Annotated in this window: 25 protein-coding genes and 4 pseudogenes; 25 read left to right on the forward strand and 4 right to left on the reverse strand. The window is 37.8% G+C overall.

Going from position 1 to position 19,720, the window contains the following annotated elements:
* The first annotated feature begins 191 nt into the window (after positions 1–191).
* From lpdA to JFL43_RS04235, 11 genes and pseudogenes are all read left to right on the forward strand, one after another.
* Entirely contained in the window at positions 192–1,619 is a 1,428-nt protein-coding gene (lpdA, locus tag JFL43_RS04190) for a dihydrolipoyl dehydrogenase (protein WP_200748062.1), read from the forward strand.
* 15 nt (positions 1,620–1,634) lie between these two features.
* Positions 1,635–2,642 (forward strand): thiamine pyrophosphate-dependent dehydrogenase E1 component subunit alpha, encoded by a 1,008-nt coding sequence (locus tag JFL43_RS04195; protein WP_100797885.1) that lies wholly within the window; start codon positions 1,635–1,637, stop codon positions 2,640–2,642.
* Positions 2,642–3,625, forward strand: a complete 984-nt coding sequence (locus tag JFL43_RS04200) for an alpha-ketoacid dehydrogenase subunit beta (RefSeq protein ID WP_100797884.1) — start codon at positions 2,642–2,644, stop codon at positions 3,623–3,625. Before JFL43_RS04195 ends, JFL43_RS04200 begins: the two co-directional genes overlap by 1 nt.
* Before the next feature lie 40 nt (positions 3,626–3,665).
* Positions 3,666–3,812: pseudogene (locus JFL43_RS23395) on the forward strand (biotin/lipoyl-containing protein); the annotation flags it as partial.
* Positions 3,813–3,992: 180 nt separating this feature from the next.
* Positions 3,993–4,934 (forward strand): annotated as a pseudogene (locus tag JFL43_RS04205) (dihydrolipoamide acetyltransferase family protein); the annotation flags it as partial.
* Positions 4,935–5,064: 130 nt separating this feature from the next.
* Positions 5,065–6,756 (forward strand): methylmalonyl-CoA mutase family protein, encoded by a 1,692-nt coding sequence (locus JFL43_RS04210; RefSeq protein ID WP_234447586.1) that lies wholly within the window; start codon positions 5,065–5,067, stop codon positions 6,754–6,756.
* Entirely contained in the window at positions 6,753–8,903 is a 2,151-nt protein-coding gene (scpA, locus tag JFL43_RS04215) for a methylmalonyl-CoA mutase (protein ID WP_200748065.1), read from the forward strand. Before JFL43_RS04210 ends, scpA begins: the two co-directional genes overlap by 4 nt.
* 2 nt (positions 8,904–8,905) lie before the next feature.
* Positions 8,906–9,991 (forward strand): methylmalonyl Co-A mutase-associated GTPase MeaB, encoded by a 1,086-nt coding sequence (meaB, locus tag JFL43_RS04220; protein WP_200748066.1) that lies wholly within the window; start codon positions 8,906–8,908, stop codon positions 9,989–9,991.
* A 368-nt stretch (positions 9,992–10,359) separates the two neighbouring features.
* A complete protein-coding gene (locus JFL43_RS04225) occupies positions 10,360–10,566 on the forward strand; it encodes a hypothetical protein (protein WP_200748067.1) in 207 nt (68 codons plus the stop codon).
* Between the two features lie 93 nt (positions 10,567–10,659).
* Complete coding sequence (locus JFL43_RS04230) at positions 10,660–11,100, forward strand: BrxA/BrxB family bacilliredoxin (protein WP_100797878.1); 441 nt, start codon at positions 10,660–10,662, stop codon at positions 11,098–11,100.
* A gap of 77 nt (positions 11,101–11,177) precedes the next feature.
* Complete coding sequence (locus JFL43_RS04235) at positions 11,178–12,176, forward strand: aromatic acid exporter family protein (protein ID WP_200748068.1); 999 nt, start codon at positions 11,178–11,180, stop codon at positions 12,174–12,176.
* Between the two features lie 54 nt (positions 12,177–12,230).
* Here the strand turns inward: JFL43_RS04235 and JFL43_RS04240 are convergent, their stop codons facing one another.
* Positions 12,231–12,821 (reverse strand): site-specific integrase, encoded by a 591-nt coding sequence (locus JFL43_RS04240; RefSeq protein WP_200748069.1) that lies wholly within the window; start codon positions 12,819–12,821, stop codon positions 12,231–12,233.
* A 110-nt stretch (positions 12,822–12,931) separates the two neighbouring features.
* Between JFL43_RS04240 and JFL43_RS04245 the strand changes: the two are divergent.
* From JFL43_RS04245 to JFL43_RS04260, 4 genes and pseudogenes are all read left to right on the forward strand, one after another.
* A pseudogene (locus tag JFL43_RS04245) lies at positions 12,932–13,114 on the forward strand (protein rep); the annotation flags it as partial.
* Between the two features lie 40 nt (positions 13,115–13,154).
* Positions 13,155–13,244, forward strand: coding sequence for a replication protein (locus tag JFL43_RS04250; protein ID WP_234447587.1), 90 nt, complete (start codon positions 13,155–13,157; stop codon positions 13,242–13,244).
* 104 nt (positions 13,245–13,348) lie between these two features.
* Entirely contained in the window at positions 13,349–13,780 is a 432-nt protein-coding gene (locus JFL43_RS04255) for a hypothetical protein (protein ID WP_200748071.1), read from the forward strand.
* Entirely contained in the window at positions 13,777–14,070 is a 294-nt protein-coding gene (locus tag JFL43_RS04260) for a hypothetical protein (RefSeq protein WP_200748072.1), read from the forward strand. Before JFL43_RS04255 ends, JFL43_RS04260 begins: the two co-directional genes overlap by 4 nt.
* Before the next feature lie 124 nt (positions 14,071–14,194).
* On the opposite strand, the gene JFL43_RS23400 is transcribed toward JFL43_RS04260, so the two are convergent.
* On the reverse strand, positions 14,195–14,287 hold the full coding sequence (locus tag JFL43_RS23400) for a transposase family protein (protein ID WP_407701959.1): 93 nt from the start codon (positions 14,285–14,287) through the stop codon (positions 14,195–14,197).
* A gap of 235 nt (positions 14,288–14,522) precedes the next feature.
* On the opposite strand from JFL43_RS23400, the gene JFL43_RS22975 reads away from it, so the two are divergent.
* From JFL43_RS22975 to JFL43_RS22980, 8 genes and pseudogenes are all read left to right on the forward strand, one after another.
* Positions 14,523–14,654, forward strand: coding sequence for a hypothetical protein (locus JFL43_RS22975; RefSeq protein ID WP_267907748.1), 132 nt, complete (start codon positions 14,523–14,525; stop codon positions 14,652–14,654).
* 3 nt (positions 14,655–14,657) lie between these two features.
* A complete protein-coding gene (locus JFL43_RS04270; RefSeq protein ID WP_200748073.1) occupies positions 14,658–14,858 on the forward strand; it encodes a hypothetical protein in 201 nt (66 codons plus the stop codon).
* Between the two features lie 195 nt (positions 14,859–15,053).
* Positions 15,054–15,227 (forward strand): hypothetical protein, encoded by a 174-nt coding sequence (locus JFL43_RS04275; protein WP_200748074.1) that lies wholly within the window; start codon positions 15,054–15,056, stop codon positions 15,225–15,227.
* 167 nt (positions 15,228–15,394) lie between these two features.
* Positions 15,395–15,766 (forward strand): terminase small subunit, encoded by a 372-nt coding sequence (locus tag JFL43_RS04280; RefSeq protein ID WP_325166633.1) that lies wholly within the window; start codon positions 15,395–15,397, stop codon positions 15,764–15,766.
* Positions 15,756–15,884 (forward strand): annotated as a pseudogene (locus JFL43_RS23405) (PBSX family phage terminase large subunit); the annotation flags it as partial. The gene JFL43_RS04280 and the pseudogene JFL43_RS23405, both read left to right, overlap by 11 nt.
* A gap of 380 nt (positions 15,885–16,264) precedes the next feature.
* Positions 16,265–16,465: a hypothetical protein gene (locus JFL43_RS04285; protein ID WP_200748075.1), complete on the forward strand. Its 201-nt coding sequence runs from the start codon at positions 16,265–16,267 to the stop codon at positions 16,463–16,465.
* A 137-nt stretch (positions 16,466–16,602) separates the two neighbouring features.
* Positions 16,603–16,773 carry a hypothetical protein gene (locus JFL43_RS04290; protein WP_200748076.1) on the forward strand — a complete coding sequence of 57 codons (171 nt, stop codon included), beginning with the start codon at positions 16,603–16,605 and terminating at the stop codon, positions 16,771–16,773.
* 131 nt (positions 16,774–16,904) lie between these two features.
* Positions 16,905–17,036 (forward strand): hypothetical protein, encoded by a 132-nt coding sequence (locus JFL43_RS22980; protein WP_267907749.1) that lies wholly within the window; start codon positions 16,905–16,907, stop codon positions 17,034–17,036.
* A 272-nt stretch (positions 17,037–17,308) separates the two neighbouring features.
* Here the strand turns inward: JFL43_RS22980 and JFL43_RS04295 are convergent, their stop codons facing one another.
* Together JFL43_RS04295 and JFL43_RS22985 are read right to left on the reverse strand one after the other, a co-directional pair.
* Positions 17,309–17,518, reverse strand: a complete 210-nt coding sequence (locus tag JFL43_RS04295) for a DNA-directed RNA polymerase subunit alpha C-terminal domain-containing protein (RefSeq protein WP_200748077.1) — start codon at positions 17,516–17,518, stop codon at positions 17,309–17,311.
* A gap of 299 nt (positions 17,519–17,817) precedes the next feature.
* Positions 17,818–17,943, reverse strand: coding sequence for a hypothetical protein (locus JFL43_RS22985; protein WP_267907750.1), 126 nt, complete (start codon positions 17,941–17,943; stop codon positions 17,818–17,820).
* Positions 17,944–18,156: 213 nt separating this feature from the next.
* On the opposite strand from JFL43_RS22985, the gene JFL43_RS04300 reads away from it, so the two are divergent.
* On the forward strand, positions 18,157–18,378 hold the full coding sequence (locus JFL43_RS04300; RefSeq protein ID WP_200748078.1) for a hypothetical protein: 222 nt from the start codon (positions 18,157–18,159) through the stop codon (positions 18,376–18,378).
* A gap of 737 nt (positions 18,379–19,115) precedes the next feature.
* The gene (locus tag JFL43_RS22990) at positions 19,116–19,250 is read left to right on the forward strand and encodes a hypothetical protein (protein WP_267907751.1); all 135 of its coding nucleotides are present in this window, start codon (positions 19,116–19,118) and stop codon (positions 19,248–19,250) included.
* Positions 19,251–19,720 lie beyond the last annotated feature (470 nt).

Below are 19,720 nucleotides of genomic sequence, written 5' to 3' on the forward strand. Positions count from 1 at the left end.
CACAGCTGTTCAGGGATAAAGGGAAATGACTTCTTCCCTGAATGGATTTGAATAATTGGGAGAATGTTCCGTATACAAGGGGATCATTATTTGTGGTTTTAATTGGCTGGCATTGGGGAATGTCAACTACGGAAAAGCTTTTTATAGTAAAAGAGTGACTTTTACATGGTGCAATGAGAGGAAGTGTTCAAATGGCTAAAGACTATGATGTTGTTATTTTAGGTGGCGGTACTGGAGGCTATGTGGCAGCAATTCGTGCAGCACAGCTCGGTTTAAAAACAGCCGTAGTAGAAAAAGGTAAACTGGGGGGGACATGCTTACATAAAGGTTGCATTCCAAGTAAAGCATTACTTAGAAGTGCCGAAGTTTATGCAACAACAAAGCATCATGCTGCTGAATTTGGGGTGAATACAGGAGAAGTGACGCTTGATTTTAGTCGTGTGCAAGAGCGTAAGGATTCGATTGTAGCGCAACTACATCAAGGTGTACAAGCTCTTATGAAGAAGGGCAAAATTGACGTTTATGAAGGAAAAGGCCGCATTTTGGGACCTTCTATTTTCTCGCCAATGCCAGGTACAATTTCAGTTGAACTGGCAAGTGGAGAAGAAAATGAAATGCTCATTCCACAAAATGTAATTGTAGCGACAGGCTCTAGACCGCGCACTTTGCCTGGACTAACAATAGACGGCGAACTTATCATGACTTCTGACGAGGCGCTTTCATTAACAGAACTTCCGGCATCCATTCTTATTGTTGGTGGTGGTGTCATCGGGATTGAATGGGCTTCGATGCTAAATGATTTTGGTGTAGAAGTGACGGTTATTGAATATGCTGATCGTATTCTACCAACTGAAGATAGAGAGATTTCAAAAGAAATGGCGAAACTCTTAAAGAAAAAAGGTATCCAATTTGCAACCTCTGCTAAAGTTTTATCCGAAACGCTATTAACGGACAATAATAAAGTGACTATTGAAGCAGAAGTGCTAGGTGAAAAGCAAAGTTTCAGTGCAGACAAAATGCTCGTTTCAGTTGGCAGGCAGGCAAATGTAGAAGACATAGGTCTGGAAAACACAGAAATTGTTGTAGAAAATGGTTTTATTCAAACAACTAAGCATTTTCAAACGAAGGAATCTCATATATATGCCATAGGTGATGTAATTGGTGGATTACAGCTTGCACATGTCGCTTCACATGAAGGGATACATGCAATCGAACATATTACAGGGACATCTTCTGAAAAAGTTGATGACAAATGGATTTCACGTTGTATTTATGCAAGTCCAGAAGCAGCAAGTGTTGGTTTAACAGAAGAGCAAGCAAAACAACAAGGGCTGCCTCTTAAAATCGGCAAGTTCCCATTCAAAGCAATTGGCAAAGCGCTCGTCTACGGTGAATCAGAAGGCTTTGTGAAAATTATCGCAAACAGTGAAACGAACGATCTTATAGGAGTGCATATGATTGGACCACATGTGACCGATATGATTGCTGAAGCTGGCCTTGCGATGGTATTAGATGCGACGCCGTGGGAAATTGCGCATAGTGTGCACCCACATCCAACTTTAAGTGAAGTACTTGGAGAAGCGGCATTAGCAGTTGATGGCAAAGCAATTCATATGTAATAAGGAGGATGAGAAATGACTGGAAATCGTCATGAAACAATTGGTTTATCAAATGAGGATGTACTATATATGTACGAAACGATGTTACTTGCACGTAGAATTGATGAGCGTATGTGGCTCTTAAATCGTGCTGGTAAGATTCCGTTTGTCATTTCATGTCAAGGGCAAGAAGCGGCGCAAGTAGGTGCTGCCTTTGCACTTGATAACAAGAAGGACTATATTGCTCCGTATTATCGTGATATGGGAGTTGTCCTTCATTTTGGTATGACAACAAAGGAATTAATGCTATCCGCCTTTGCAAAAGCGGAAGACCCGAACTCTGGTGGACGTCAAATGCCAGGTCACTTCGGCCAAAAGAAAAATCGCATCATAACAGGTTCATCACCTGTAACGACACAAGTACCACATGCTGTAGGTATTGCACTTGCAGGTAAAATGCAAAAGAAAGATTTCATCACATTTGTAACACTTGGAGAAGGTTCATCAAACCAAGGTGACTTCCATGAAGGAGCAAACTTTGCAGGGGTTCATAAATTACCAGTTATTATTATGGTAGAAAACAATAAATTTGCTATATCAGTACCAGTTGAAAAGCAAATCGCATGCAAACATGTGTCGGACCGTGCAATTGGCTATGGTATGCCGGGTGTCACTGTAGATGGTAAAGACCCAATTGAAGTATATAGAGTAGTGAAGCAAGCAGCGGATCTAGCACGAAACGGGGGAGGACCTAGTTTAATTGAAACGGTTTCTTACCGCCTAACCGCACACTCATCTGATGACGATGATCGTCAATATCGTACAGCAGAGGACTTAGCTGAAGGCCGTGCTACAGATCCAATCATTACTTTTGCAAGCTACTTGAAAGAGCAAGGGATCTTAACAGATGTACTTGAAAACGAAATAAATGAGCGCATTATGGCTGAAATAAACGAGGCGACAGATTATGCGGAGCAAGCACCATATGCCGCTCCAGAAGATGCGCTGAAATACGTCTATGCTGAAGATGGGGGGACTATCTAATGCCAGTATTATCATATATTGATGCGATTACACTTGCGATGAAAGAAGAAATGGAGCGCGATGAGCGCGTGTTTATCCTAGGTGAAGATGTTGGCCGTAAAGGTGGCGTTTTTAAAGCAACACAAGGATTATATGATCAGTTTGGTGAGGACCGAGTACTAGATACACCACTTGCAGAATCTGCTATTGCAGGTGTTGCTATTGGTGCGGCTATGTATGGTTTAAGACCAATTGCAGAAATGCAGTTTGCAGATTTTATCATGCCTGCTGTGAACCAAATTATTTCAGAAGCCTCGCGTATACGATACCGTTCAAATAATGATTGGACTTGTCCACTTGTTATTCGCGCGCCTTTTGGAGGCGGAATTCACGGAGCACTTTATCACTCGCAATCAGTGGAAGCTGTATTTGCCAATCAACCCGGTTTGAAAATCGTTATTCCTTCGACGCCTTACGATGCAAAAGGATTGCTAAAAGCAGCGATTCGCGATGAGGATCCGGTTTTATTTTTCGAACATAAACGCGCTTATCGTTTAATCAAAGGTGCCGTTCCGGAAGAGGATTATACAATTGAAATCGGCAAAGCGGATGTTAAACGTGAAGGGGAAGATATTACTGTTATCACTTACGGTCTTGCAGTTCACTTCGCATTACAAGCTGCAGAACGTATGGCGCAGGACGGTATTTCTGCGCACATTCTAGATCTGCGCACAATTTACCCTCTAGATAAAGAAGCGATCATTGAAGCCGCTTCTAAAACAGGAAAAGTGTTGCTTGTCACTGAAGATAATAAAGAAGGCAGCATCATTGGTGAAGTAGCAGCCATTATCGCTGAAAATTGCCTATTCGACTTAGATGCGCCTATTAAAAGACTTGCGGGACCAGATATTCCAGCAATGCCATATGCACCGACGATGGAGAAATTCTTCATGATTAATCCAGAAAAAGTAGAAAAAGCGATGCGCGAATTAGCAGCGTTCTGACGTAGAGGGGGAGCAATTCATGGCAATTCAACCAATTAAAATGCCTCAGCTTGGAGAAAGTGTAACGGAAGGCACAATCGAAAAATGGTTAGTAAAACCTGGTGATACTGTACAAAAATATGATTCATTAGCGGAAGTGAATACCGATAAAGTAACTGCAGATTTGCCGTCATCTTTCTCAGGCGTCATTAAAGAATTAATCGCTGGTGAAGGGGATACTTTAGCAGTCGGTGAAATCGTTTGTACAGTTGAAACGGAGGAAGCTGGAGAGGCACCACAAGCTGCATCACAGCAGGTAACACAAATTGCACAGACAGTACCAACTCCTGAGCAAAAAGCAACTCTTGCAGTGGATAGATCAAGTAAAGTACGCTATTCGCCGGCCGTTCTAAAGCTAGCACAGGAGCATAATATCGATCTCCAATTAGTTCAAGGAACAGGTGCAGAAGGACGCATAACGAGAAAAGATATTCAAAAGCTAGTAGATACCGGGACTATTCCGACTAGCAGTGCACAAATACCGCAAATACAGCCTTCTGCCACAGAGCAAGTAACACAATCGGCACCGCAACAACCGCGACAGGCTGCACCGATACAAGCAGCAACTGGTGATATTGAAATCCCAGTAACGAATGTACGTAAAGCAATTGCGAATAATATGCTACGTAGTAAACATGAAGCACCACATGCCTGGATGATGGTGGAAGTAGATGTCACAGAACTTGTCAATTATCGCGATGCAATTAAAGGTGAGTTCAAACAAAATGAAGGCTTTAACCTCACTTACTTTGCCTTTTTTGTCAAAGCGATCGCGCAAGCACTGAAAGAGTTCCCAATGATGAACTCCATGTGGGCTGGTGATAAAATCATTCAGAAAAAGGATATTCATATTTCAATTGCCGTCGCAACTGAAGATGCCCTTTTTGTTCCAGTGATCAAACATGCAGACGAAAAGACGATAAAAGGCATCGCAAGGGAAATTAACGAGCTTGCCGGGAAAGTTCGCGCAGGTAAATTAAAATCCGAAGAAATGCAAGGTGGTACATTTACTGTCAATAACACTGGATCGTTCGGTTCAGTGCAGTCTATGGGTATTATAAATCACCCACAAGCAGCGATTCTGCAAGTTGAATCGATTGTCAAACGACCAGTTATTATGAACGGTGGTATGTTCGCTGCAAGAGATATAGTGAATTTGTGTTTATCATTAGATCATAGAGTTTTAGATGGACTAATTTGCGGAAAATTCCTAGCTCGAGTAAAAGAAATTCTCGAAAATACAACAAAAACTAACACTGCAATTTATTGACAATGATCTGAAAATCGCAATATCGCGATTTTCAGATTTTTTTATACTTTTACGATTCGACAATCTTGTGTAAAATAGGAATAGAATTACCAAAGGGGGGAAGCTAGTTAGCGTCCACATGAAGAACAATATGAAGGAAATTGAATTTTCACAAGCTAATTACGAACAATGGCAAGAATCTGCTGTTAAAGCTTTGAAGGGTAAACCATTCGAATCTTTAATTACAAAAACAATCGAGGGTATTACATTTGAACCAATCTATACGCAAGACCAACTAGTTGAAAAGTTAGATGGAAAATTGGCAGAACAGGTTTCAACAATTCGTTCATTAAAAACAGGTGAGAAATGCTTAGCAGCACAACAAACATTTGCAGATTCACCTGAAAGTTTACTACATGGCGTTAAAGAGGCTTTGGCAAAAGGAAACGACATTATTAATATTGATAGTCGCGTGGACTTTGCATGGGATGAAACAACACTAAAAGAATTAGCTGTACTTTTTACTGAAAATTCGTTTAAACTAAATTTGCAAAATAATCAAGATTCTTTATTACAAGTATTTAATTATATAGAAGTGGATCAACAAGAGGCGGTAACAGGCTTTGTTTCTAGTACAGATGAAGTAGCTTTAGATGGCTTCCCAAATGTTCGCACGATTAATGCGAATGTATTAGAAGCTCACTATGATGGTGCGCATGCCGTGCAAGAATTGGCAGTGGCATTACTACAAGCAGCTCAATATATGGAATCAGAAGAAGATATCGAAGCATTTGCAAAGAAGTTTTTCGTCACATTTGCAGTAGATACGCTGTTCTTTGTCGAAATTGCTAAAATCCGTGCTTTCAGAGTACTTTGGAAAGCGTTTACAACAGCTTATGGCACTGACAAAAACATATCTGTAGCAATCGTTTCTGAAACATCTATACGTAGCTTTTCTAAATTAGATGTTTACGTAAATCTTTTACGCGCCGGGAACGCAGCATTTTCAGCTATCCTTGGTGGTGCAGATGTTTGTACAGTACATCCACACGATGTTTTATCCGTACCAAATGACAAATCTATTCGTATTGCACGCAACGTACAATTGATTGTGAAAGAGGAAACGCATGTTGCACATATCAACGATCCGTCTGGTGGTGCATATTTCATCGAATCATTAACAGCGGATTTAGTGAAAGATGCCTGGGCATTATTCAATGCATTACAAGAAGCTGGTGGTTACGATACTGTGAAAGCAAATGGCCAACTAGATGCTCTATTAAAAGAGACAATGGATTTACGTATGAAAGAAGTGGAAACACGCAAAAAATCACTTATTGGTACAAATAACTATGCAAACCCTGCAGATGTTATTGATGAGCGTAATAATCCGCTATATGCAGATTACAACCGTTTAGCAAAACCATTTGAGGAGCTTTGCTTAAATTATGCGGAAAACCAACCAAAAGTAGCATTATTGACAATTGGCTTATTAAAGCAATTCAAACCACGTGCTGATTTCGTTTCTGGTTTCTTCGCAACAGCTGGTATTATCCCAGAGAAGAGCCCGGAAATTCAATCTATCGAAGAAGCAACCGCTTGGTTAGCTTCAACAGATGCTCAATTTGTTATTGTCTGTGGACAAGATGATGCAGTTAAAGAATATGTTCCGGCCTTATTACTTGATAAACCAGCTCATATCTCACTTGATGTAGCAGGTCGATTTAAAGAAGAGCAAGATGAATGGACAAAAGCTGGCTTAAACGGTTTCATCTTCGCAGGTCAAAATATCATTGAAAAACTGACAAGCTTAACAGCAAATGTGAAGGAGGTCCAACGATGAGTAAGCCAAATTTTAAAGAAGTTAATATTGAAGAAGTATTAAAGGCAGATCAAATCGTAAAAGAAGACACAACATTCATGACAAATGAAGGCATCGAAGTGAAGTCAACTTATACGGAGCAAGATCTTGAAAACTTAAGCCATTTAAAAGACTGGCCAGGTATTGCACCGAATACTCGTGGACCTTATCCAACAATGTATGTCGGTCGTCCTTGGACAGTACGTCAATATGCAGGTTTTTCTACAGCTGAAGAAAGTAATGCGTTCTATCGTCGTAACTTAGCGATGGGGCAAAAAGGCCTCTCTGTTGCATTCGACTTAGCAACACACCGAGGATATGATTCTGATCACCCTCGCGTTACAGGGGATGTTGGTAAAGCCGGTGTAGCGATTGACTCGATTGAAGATATGAAAATTCTATTCGATGGTATTCCTCTAGATCAAATGTCAGTTTCTATGACAATGAACGGTGCGGTATTACCAATTTTAGCGTTTTACATCGTTGCAGCTGAAGAGCAAGGTGTGTCACCAGACAAATTAGCTGGTACGATCCAAAATGACATTTTAAAAGAATATATGGTGCGTAATACATATATCTATCCACCAGCAGTATCGATGAAAATCATTGCAGATATTTTCGAGTTTACTTCAAATTCCATGCCTAAATTTAACTCTATCTCAATTTCTGGTTACCACCTGCAAGAAGCAGGTGCAACGGCAGATATTGAACTTGGTTATACTTTAGCAGATGGTCTTGAATATGTACGTACAGGTTTACAAGCAGGAATCGATATCGATTCCTTCGCACCGCGTCTATCGTTCTTCTGGGCAATTGGTATGAACTACTATATGGAAGTTGCGAAAATGCGTGCAGGTCGCCGTATTTGGGCACAAATGATGAGCACGTTCGATCCTAAAAACCAAAAAACATTAGCGTTACGTACACACTCACAAACTTCTGGATGGTCATTAACTGAACAAGATCCATTCAACAACGTGACACGTACTTTGATCGAAGCAAACGCTTCTTCAATGGGTCATACACAATCATTGCATACGAACGCTCTTGATGAAGCCATTGCACTACCGACTGACTTCTCAGCTCGTATCGCTCGTAACACGCAATTATTCTTGCAAGAAGAAACGTTAATGACAAAAGTAATCGATCCATGGGGCGGTTCTTTCTATGTTGAAAAACTAACAGATGAACTGATGAAAAAAGCATGGGAACATATCGAAGAAATCGAAGAGCTTGGTGGCATGGCGAAAGCGATTGAAACAGGTCTTCCGAAAATGAAAATTGAAGAAGCAGCTGCAAAACGCCAAGCTAAAATTGACTCTAAAGCCGAAACAATTGTCGGCGTAAACAAATTCCGTCTTGCGGAAGAAGAACCAATTGATATTTTAAACATCGATAATACGATTGTACGTCAAAAACAAATCGACCGTATTAACGAAATGCGTGAAAATCGTGATGAGGAAGAAGTACAACGCTTACTTGCTCGTATCACAAAAGCGATCGAAACTGGAGAAGAAAACTTATTAGTATGTGCAGTTGATGCAGCTCGTGCCCGCGCAACACTAGGTGAAATTTCGGATGCCATTGAAGTTGTTTCAGGCCGTCATAAAGCCATTATTCGTTCAATTAGTGGCGTTTACAGTGCGAACTTCTCAAATGAAGAGGAAATTCGTGAAGTAAAAGAAATGGCTGATGGGTTCTTAGAAGACGAAGGTCGTCGCCCACGTATTTTAATCGCTAAAATGGGTCAGGATGGTCATGACCGCGGTGCGAAAGTAATCGCTACAGCATTCGCTGATCTTGGTTTTGATGTTGATATTAGTCCATTATTCCAAACACCGGCTGAAACTGCAGCAATGGCTGTAGAAAATGATGTTCACGTTGTTGGTGTAAGCTCACTTGCAGCAGGTCACAAAACATTAGTACCTGAACTGCGTGATGAACTGAAGAAAATAGGCCGAGAAGATATTCTAATCGTAGTTGGTGGGGTAATCCCAGCACAAGATTACCAATTCTTATATGACAATGGCGCTTGTGCAATTTTTGGACCAGGTACAGTAATTCCTGTTAGTGCACAAAAAGTAATTGAAGAAATCTATAGAAAATTAGGTTATGAGGAAGTGGTATAATCATGAGCCACAACAAAGAGATGGACGATGGTGCATTATTTGTAATGGATGGTATCGCCGCAACGCATGATGGAATGGAACACTCTAGTAGAAAAAGATTCCGTAAAAAAAACAATGATGATATCAATATCGCAGAGCTTGCTAAGCAAGTTTGTGCTGGTTCAAGACTCCATTTATCAAAAGCCATTACTCTTTTGGAAAGTACAAATAACTACCACAAAGAAAAAGGACAAGAATTATTACAAGAGCTATTGCCTTATACTGGGAAAAGTATGCGTGTTGGTATTACAGGTGTCCCTGGAGCGGGTAAGAGTACTTTTATCGAAGCATTTGGAGGCAAATTATGTGATATGGGACACCGTGTGGCTGTACTCGCCATCGATCCAAGCTCGAGCCTAACGGGTGGTAGTATTTTAGGGGATAAAACACGTATGGAAGAGCTTACGCGAAATCCACGTGCCTTTATTCGACCCTCTCCATCCTCTGGTACGCTTGGTGGTGTACACAAAAAGTCACGTGAAACAATGCTATTATGTGAGGCAGCAGGTTACGATATTATTTTGATTGAAACAGTCGGTGTTGGACAAAGTGAAACGATTGTCCGCGGCATGGTCGACTTCTTCCTATTACTCGTTCTCACTGGAGCTGGTGATGAGCTGCAAGGTATGAAGAAGGGGATTATGGAGCTTGCAGATACGATTGTTGTTCATAAAGCGGACGGTGATAACATGCGCCAGGCGAAGAAAACTGTTGCGGAATACAAACAGTTCCTGCATTTCCTACAACCAGCGACACCAGGTTGGACAACGCAATCTATGCCCGTATCCTCTTATGAAAATAAGGGCTTAGAAAAAGTATGGGAAACGATTTTACAATTCAAGGAAATCTGTGTAGAAAATGATCACTGGTTAACTCGCCGCAGTGAACAAACAACAGAATGGTTCCGCTCCATGATCACGGACCACTTAATTGATTCGTTCTATGGACAACCTGAACGTAAACAACAGGTAAAAGATTTAGAGAGTCAAATATTAAATGGCCAATTAACTGTTACACAAGGCGTCGGCCAATTATTTCATAAACCATAAGCATCATTCATTAGTTATTTGCTATTCAAAAAGGACCGTTGAATGAATCGAAGGTCCTTTTTACTTTGAGAATTTATTAATTACATTTGATGATCACTTCAATACTGTACTTATGACTTAAATTGATTCATCATAAAATAGTATATTTTTAGGAATTAGGTACATTCATGAAGAGAAAATTATTGTGGAGTGCCATATCAGTATTGTGTCTCTGCGGAGTGGGGGTTTATTTTGCTTTGCAATTAAAACCGTTGCCTGCATCTGCTATTGAAATTCATCAAGCAAGTATTTTTTGATCAATCGATGGTTCGCAATTAAATATTGATGGCTCTGTAAACAGACCTTTTTATTCGTATGAAGGTAAAAAGGTGGAAATTATCGAAAATAAACTGTATATACAAGTTGAAGGTAAAGTTGGTAAGAACGACAATCCAAGATTTGAAATTGTTGAAGACAAAAGTGATTGGGCAAGTATTAGTAAAATCTATGTATATGAAGATAATAAGAAGAATGGCACCCTTATTTATCCAACGAATAATATGTGCGGGGATCCACGATTTTATCAAAACTATTAAAATGATAGGATTTCATTAATTTTAAACAAGAGCTTTGAAATGCATCTATACTCCTGTTATAGTAAAGGTAGAAGTTGAAAGGAGCGTTACAACATGAACATGGATTATGATTTATTTATGAAAGATATGTTGGTTCAAGCACGCGGTGAAATGACTGCAAATGGTTATGAAGAATTAACAACACCTGTAGAAGTAGATGAGGCTTTCAAACGCCCTGGAACGACTCTAGTTATGGTTAACTCAGTATGTGGCTGTGCAGGCGGTATTGCACGTCCATCAGCAGCACATGCGGTTCATTATGATAAACGCCCAGACCACTTAGTAACGGTGTTTGCTGGACAAGATAAAGAAGCAACTGCTCAAGCACGTATGCACTTTGGAGAAGATCATTTACCATCATCACCATCATTTGTTTTATTAAAAGATGGTCAAACAGTAGCTGAAATTGGACGTCACGAAATTGAAGGACATGATCCAATGTCAGTTATTACTAATATTCAAGCATTATTTGAAGAATACTGCGAAGAAGTTTAATCCTATATTGGCTGTCTCACATGTCATAATTGACAATGGAGACAGCCTTTTAACGTTTTAATATGAAAAGGGGAGAGATGTTAGTGAAAGGATTTTCAATAGGCTATCGTACGCTAAAGACAGCAATTGGTGCAGCAGTTTCCATTGGATTAGCACAATTTTTTGGCTTAGAATTCTTTACTTCCGCTGGTATTTTAACCATTCTATGTATTCAAACGACGAAAAAAAAATCAATGAATGCCGTTTATACGCGAGCTCTCGCTAGTATTGTTGGTATGATAATGGCTTTCTTTTTCTTTGAAGGAGTGGCGTACCATCCATTAGTTCTTGGTTGCATGATCCTCCTCTTTTTACCGATACTTGTCATGTTAAAGGTGACACCTGGCTTCGTATCGAGTGTAGTTATTATTTTACATATTTTTCACAACGCAGATTTTACCGCAGATTTGTTAGTGAATGAATTATTATTAATGCTTATCGGATTTGGCACTGGCTTGGCAGTTAATATGTATATGCCAGATATTCAACATCGATTAAACAAATATCGTATCCGCATTGAAGAATTATACAGTGTTATATTTGTTGAAATTGTGAAATATTTAAGGGATGGCGATACAAGTTGGGATGGGAAGGAATTAGTAGAGGCAAATGAAGTGATCAATCGCGGTAAATCTTTAGCTTATCAAGATGTTGAAAATCACTTATCTCGTCGAGAAGATTTGTATTATATGTATTTTGACGTTCGTGAACAGCAGCTTGAGATTATAGAACGAGTATTACCTAAAATCACCAATTTGCCAGTAATCGTAGAGCAGGCGGAGCTAGTAGCGGATTTCATGGAAGATTTGTCACAAAATGTTCACTCAGGAAATACCGCGAGTAAATATCGAGAAAAATTAGATGCAGTGAAGGTGGATTTTGCCAAGTTATCACTACCATCAACGCATGAGAACTTCTTAGCGATGGCGTCTTTATATCAGTTTATCGAAGAAATGGACCATTACCTTGCCATTAAGCAGACTTTTAAGGGATTAAATCCGTCACATAAGCGTTTTACAAAGAATGAGAAACGTTAAAAATAGACTAGTCCCCCAAAAAGTCCCCCATTTTTAATGAAAAATGAAAATGTATCACATTTGAAGTGCGTTTTTGAATACTACAAGTGGTACATTTTTGTTTTCTTCAGATGCGTGTGCGTAAACTTTTAAAACCATTTCCGATGAGTCCCCCAGACGATTTGCAACTGTCACCATATCAATACCACTTGCAATTAAAATAGATGCATGAGTATATCGCAAAGTGTGTGGTTGTACGTGAAAGCCTAATTGTTTACCAGCAGAGTTAAAATTAGTTCTTGTCGATGAAATACCAATCCCATCTAAATTTAACTTAGATATAAAAAATTGAGCATCTTTTTTAAAAGGAATACCTACAGATAGTTTTAATTCTTTGCAATAAGCTGCATTTCTTTTAAGGGTAGATACAACTGTTTCGTCAATAGGTATTTTTCGATAGCTGTTTAATGTCTTAGGTGTTCCAACGCCAAATGAGCCTCTCGTTTTATTAATATTTACAATCCCTGTTTCAAGATCCACGTCACTCCACGTTAACGCAAGTGCTTCACCTATTCGCATCCCTGTGAAAGCTAGTAAATTTGCAATCGTGTATTGTGTAACGCTTCTTCGTTTCATTAAATCGGGGAAGCGTTTTAACTGATCCACACTAAGAACATTCGGTTCTATATCTTCATACTCTTTTACAGTTTAAAAAGACTGAACGTGTATCGATTTGCGCTGAAATTTTGGAATTTGATATTACTGATGAAGGATGAATGAAATTAGCGAGAACATGGTTTTGTAAAGCACCATTATGTCCGATTTGTAACTGGAGGAAAACGATGAAATGAAGTGTGCAAACAACGAAGATTGTTTCCGAAGTGATTCGACAAAAACCAGTCGCACGTTGGTTGTTTTTAACGTTGACGGTGAAAAATGTGTTTGACGAAAAACAATTAATTGAATTTAGATGATACAGAGGATGGGGATCTTGTTCACGTGGATGATGAAAAAAGTGATGAAAAAGAAAAAGCTTATTCCATTGTGGCGCAATGGAATTGGAAAGTGCAAAATTATTTTATTCGATAAATTATGTGTATATGGTTACAATTAAATTAAATTTGGAATTATTTAACAAAATACGATAGAATATATTGTGTAAGTTAAAATTAATAGAGGAGGTAATACATATTATGAAATTTGGTAAGTTTTTAATTATTTTAAGTTTAGTAACTGCGTTAACTGTGGCTTTTGTAATTCCTAGTGAAACTTTGGCTGCAGAAAATGATGTAATAGAAACTGATTTGCAAGTAAAACAATTATCTGAACAAGAAATGCAACAGTTAGCTTTAAGATTGAATGCATTATACGTTAATGAGAATTCAGGAAATACAGGTTCTGGAAATCACGTGATAGAAACCAGAGGATTAAAATCGAAAGCAGCGCTTAAAGTAGCTGAGATGTTAATAAAACCGGGTAATAAACCAGTTAATACTTTAGAGGATTTTGGATTATTAGATGCTGCGGCAGCGAAAAGTTTTAAAAAGGTAACAGGTAAAGTAGGGAAATTCGTAGAATCACTTGCAAGTGCTGAAGATGATGCAGCAGATTGGATTTTCCTATGAGTTTTGTAGATATTCCAAATACAACCCAAGAAGTAAGAGGTATTATTTACGATATTTTTGCAACTTATAACATAATATTACTTGATAGAAAACATGAACCTGTATTAAATATAATAAGAGAAGAATATAATTATCTGGAATTACCTGATTTGGATGATAAAAAAATAAAAATAAAATTGTCATCTTTATTTGAAAACGAATGGAGTGTTTCGTTAGAAGAAGTTATCAAAGAGTGTAAAAAAGATGATATATTCTTGGGAATCGTTAAATATCTAGATGAAGAAAGATGAAGGATAAGTGTCAACGGTAAGAGGAGAAAAAAGGCTGTCCTTTAAGGGCTGCAGTGAAGCGTTTCTCACATTCTCCACATACATAACGTCGTTTTCGATAGTAAATAACACTTAATCGTTCAAACTATTTCAAGTGTTTAATCTTCTGTATACGGTAATCATGCACTTTACGCGTCAACGCCCCACAAGATGGACAAACCTGTTCATTGATTGGCATTTCTATATGGATAGCTATGTGTGATTCTCTTTTATACACGTTTGTGATAGGTAAAGCCTTCAAATCCTTGCTTTTTCATGTTAAAGTTCATTTGCACGACACTCGCTTTCTACTTATTTCTCGACAATTCAAGTATAAAGAAATCGCAGTGTTCGTGCATTTTTTGTCTTCAATTGTTTGAAAACCCCAACAAATATTATAGAACCTTTTTATTGATGAAAAGGAGATGGAGAGAATGAAGAATTGGGCAGATGAATTGTTAGTTGAATATAAAGAAGGTAAAAAAGCGTCGCACCAAATGAAAGCTAATCTTCATGAGGATAATTTCTGGATGAGACGCAAATCAACAGCATGGTCGAGAGCATGACATTTGTCTAAAGATGCTCATGGATATTTTCATTTTATAACCAGTCATTACTATCATGGCGGTGAGCAAGCAGGTCCATATATATCATCTATAGCAAATTTTCCTTCTGAACAAGAAGCAATTATAGGTGCAAGAAGACAAATATTTTCAGTTTATGATCCGGCAGATATAAATGTTGTTTGGATAGAAAATGAGTCGTTCTAATATTGAAGCATCCTTCGGGGTGCTTTTTATTGCTCTGACACAAACGAATACTTTGCTGACCAAAACCCTTATTGGATGGCGTTCGTTTGTTGGAGGGTGAAATATTAATTATTTAAAAAAATAAAAAGGGTTTTAAAGAATTAACTATAATATAACAAATATGGGTAAATATTAATTTGTTGGAGGGTGATATTAATGAAAAAGAAAAAGTCAATGTTTCCTATCGTAGGCGCTCTACTAGTTTTGAGTTTATCGTTTGCTACAAGTGCAAGTGCGGGTTCTGTTTCAAAACCACATCTGGATGGAGGAGGAGGTGGACCTATTAGTAAACCACCAAAGTGTGATAATAGAGGTAACTGTCCAATTTGAGCTTAATTATAACGAAACACTTAGCATCCTTCGGGGTGCTTTTTATTTTGATCAAATTAAGCAATTAGCATAATGAGGTGAGGCCATAGATTGAGATGAAGTTTACAGATAAGCAATTGGCGTTCATGGATGTATACATGGTGGATTTAAACGCTACATAGGCAGCTATACGAGCAGGTTACAGTGAAAGGACTGCAAGGTCACAAGCAAGCCAATTGTTGGCAGATGTTGGCATTCTCGCGCGTATAGTGGAAATGAAGAAGACACGAGCAGATAGATTGAATCTTGATGCCTATTGGGTGCTTAAAAGGTTGATGGATATATCAGAACGTGCTATGCAAGTGGAGGCAGCAATGGAATTTGACTACGATTCAAAAAGTCTTGTTCCAACAGGGGAATTTCAGTTTGATAGTGCTGGAGCGAACAAAGCTACAGAATTAATCGGCAAACACTTAGGAATGTTCAAGGAAACAGTTAAACATGAAGGTTCGATGAATGTTATCTTTATTGATGATATTGGTGATGGCGATGAAACGTAAACTATCCGAATTTATTCCTAAAGTATTTCATTCAATTTAGAAGGCAGCTATAGATCCCGACAAACTAAACATCGTTTGTAAAGGTGGTCGTGGTATGGGTAAATCATCCGATATCGCTCATGTACCTCCTTAAAGGGTATAGGAATGCAGTTGAAAAAGGTGACATTCATATTTTTACTAATTTTGATACGTATAAAGAAATCGCAAATGAGGTGTAGACAAAAATAATTGGCCAAACTACTTCAAATGGCATTCTTATTAAAGGTTATAAATTACATTTCATTGACAGGGGCCTAGGTCAAATAGAAGCTGGTACATCCCAGAATAGAGAATGGGCAGGTGTTCCAATAGGTGCTGTTAAGAAGGTATTGTTAAATCCCGATAAAATAATTAGCAAGCAGAATTCTCGTCAATACATCAATGGGGAATGTATAGTAACAATAAATCATGTTACAGGGAATATGATTCAAACTCCCCCTAAAAAGTAGGAGTGATACTATGATTCAAATGACAAAGGAAGATGAGGAATTTTTACAGAAAAACTTATCGGATTTTAATGAACTCAGAAATGGAGATATAAACGATTTGTTATTAGCAATCCATGATCTTACTTTAGAAGGTTTAGATGCAAATGATGATCCAACTGATTTTTATTATTTAGCTCAAAAAGTTCATGACTCGATTTTCTCATTAAATTAGCACTTAACCAAATACAAATGGTTGAGTGCTTTTATTATGCTCTCAAATGGCTTCTTTCTCAGATTGGGAGAAAAGTTTTACCTACCAATAAAATAAATGGTATAATTTTCTTTACTGGTAAATAAGGGGGATTTGATATGAAGTATGAAGTAGCAGTTGCATATGGAAATGAGGGTTTAATAAAGAAAGTTGTAAATAGCGTAGAGGAAATCGTAGTGGAAGATGAAGCATACTTTTTATACGATGTAGACGGTGATATGATTTTTAGCGCTCCTCTAATTAGTGTAGTATACATTCAAAATATTTAATTTCTAAGCCACCCAATAGAGTGGCTTTTTATTATGATTTTGCGTCTTTTTGCACTCGCAGACGTTAAAGAACGGGTTGCAATACCAAACTTGTCGTTACACGTTAAAAACCGAATTAGGAGGATGCAGAAATGAAAAAAGAAGATTTAATCGCACTAGGTATAACTGCGGAACAGGCAGATAAATTTATCTCAGACTATGCTACTACAATTCCTAAAACTAGCTTTGATGAAGTAAATATTGAAAAAAACAACTTGAACTGATTTAGCTTCTCGTGATCAACAGCTAGAAGAATTGAAGAAAGTTGAAGCTGCAGGTTTACAGGTGAAAATCACAGAGCTTCAGCAAGAGAATGCTGGTGCCAAAGCTAAGTACGAAAATGATTTAATTTAACCAGTGCTTTTGGATTGGGAGCGAAGATACGAAAGTCATTACCGTAGCATCAATATCTCAAACTCATGAAGAATGGTGTTGTAGCTTAAAACACATATGCTAAGTCGATTGGATGGAGTTTGTTTGTGTCAGGATGAAATTATTATTTATCGAGATAATCACTCAATGTATTCTTAATAGTTTCCCTACCAACTGGACCTAATTCAGGAATATTAGAATATTCAATTTCAACTAGATCTCGGACTGTATTAAACTTTACAAGCCAAGGTCTTTTGAGTGCTCTAAAAACCCTAGGTGGTAAGTCTAAGAGTTCAATAGGTTGATCAAGCAATTCTTCTTTTGTTTGATTCAATGTAATCATCCTCCTTTTTTATGATTATCACACTTACTTTTATTGGAGAGAAAGTTTAAGACTAAAAGTGGTTTAGAACAATAGAAAGAATTAAAACGAGCACTTAGCATGAAAGTAGTGATACGAAAACAATTGAGTATTCGGAGGTGGTGTTATGAGAGATGGCTAGACCTAGATATTCAAAACAACAACTATTAAGGTTTACTTTGCAAATTTAGTATAACTTCAAATAAAAAAACCACTATAAAAGTGGCTATTAATTAAACATTAAATCTATTATCTAAATCTCTATTAATGCCTTAGTATTCGCATATCCATACGTTACCTGCCCGGTAACAATTTGGTCCAGCGACAGAGGCAGCAGAGGCGGATGTTGCACCAAAAAGTGCTGCAGCAAAAAGAAGAATACCTAATTTCTTTTTCATATTAATCACCTCCTTATTAAATATTATATTTTATAATTGGAAGATTATAACCAAATTAAATGTGACCAGACACAACAGCCCAAATCTTCTTGTTAAAGAACCGCAAGCCCGTTGATGGGTGTGATAAACAACAAGTCGAACCTAGCGGTAATATGACGGTCGACAATCCTGTAAGAATTTGACCACAGAGGAACTATGGAAGCTGATTGATAAATGACAGATAAAGAGTTAAATCAACTGAAGATGATGGCTAAGATGGAACTTGCTAACTGCGAGTTCTTTTATTTTTGTCATTTGCTTGCGCCTGACTTCTATGCTGATGATCGTCAGTATTTAATCGACCTTTGCAATGAGATGCAAGACTTCTACGAACGGATGACGATGTATTGGTTATCAATGTACCTTCGTGACATGGTAAATCACGTACTGCCGTAATGTTGTCTCAGTGGTTGTTTGGACAGAACCAAAATGAAAAGATAATGACTGGTTCCTACAATGAAACACTGTCAACTATGTTCTCTAAGGGCGTTCGTAATGGCATATCTGAGGAAAAGGCGGATGATTACAGACTTAGCTAATACAGCACTTGATATGGCGATATCACTCTGACCCCCTAGAAGATGTGTTCCCAACCCAAATAGATGGAATTTTATTATTTCTCTTAGAGGCCGTAGCTGGTCAACAAGAGCAAATTACTCGACTGCAGGAACGAAATGAAAAGCTAGAAGTAGCAAGGAGGGTTAGATTGGATATGATAAAAAAAACATACAAAAGCCGGCTGTAAAGTTCTTTATTTTCGTTATAGCCCTTGATTTGCTTATAATTTTATTAAAGTGTAATCATTATTATTTTTATATTCTTGTAGGTATCGGATATGGATTTTTATTTCCTGCCATACTGACGCTGATTTCATTTTTCTACTTGCAAATTCTCTTAAAATAAGAACATATGTAGCCGTTTTAGTATCAATTTTTGGCATACTATTTATATTGGGAACTTGGTTGGCTTATTTAATAGCTGAATTTTCTGTTAACCGAATTGATTCTCCTACAGGCGAAGAGACACTGATAATCGAACATAGAAACGCTTCTTTAGGAGAGACAACCCACTTTTAAAACTTTTATCGACCAACTCCTTTCCCAGGAATTTTTAAAAAATTAAATAATGAGCCAGTGTCATTTTATATTCGTTATGATGTTAATGATAAGCCGGATGCTTTAAAGGCATTAGGCGTAAATAATGCGAATTGGACAGAGGATGGAGTCATTTTTTATTCAGAACGTGGAGAAATTAAAGTGGATTTCTAACGCTAAGATAAATACTGAATTTAAGGGGACAGACTTATTATAAGAGAGCATAAAAATTATTCAACAAACGGGTTTAGTGGAGGATTGTTGAGCTGTTCAGACAGCTCTTTATTGAACTAAAGGGGAAAGGGGTTATTTTTTATAAACTACGTTGTAAATATACATTGAAACGATGTAGGGATTATAATTATTAATTTTTAAACAACCGGTGCAAGAGTTGCTGAACAAACATAGTTCGGCAGCTCTTTTTCTTATTGTAGTAAGTCTTATTGACCTATCAGGGCAGAAATTACAAAAGAGGTATTTACAATTTTATGTAGAATCAGTATATATATAGGACTATTTATTTTTTATAGCCGAAACTTAAGGAAGGGGTGACATATTGAAAATGATAGAATTTCAAAATAGCATGCTAATGAGAGGGATTACTTCTTAACTAAGGTTTAATCCTCTCAAAGGTAATGGGAGGA

Source organism: Viridibacillus soli (assembly GCF_016612995.1).
Lineage (GTDB): Bacteria > Bacillota > Bacilli > Bacillales_A > Planococcaceae > Viridibacillus > Viridibacillus soli.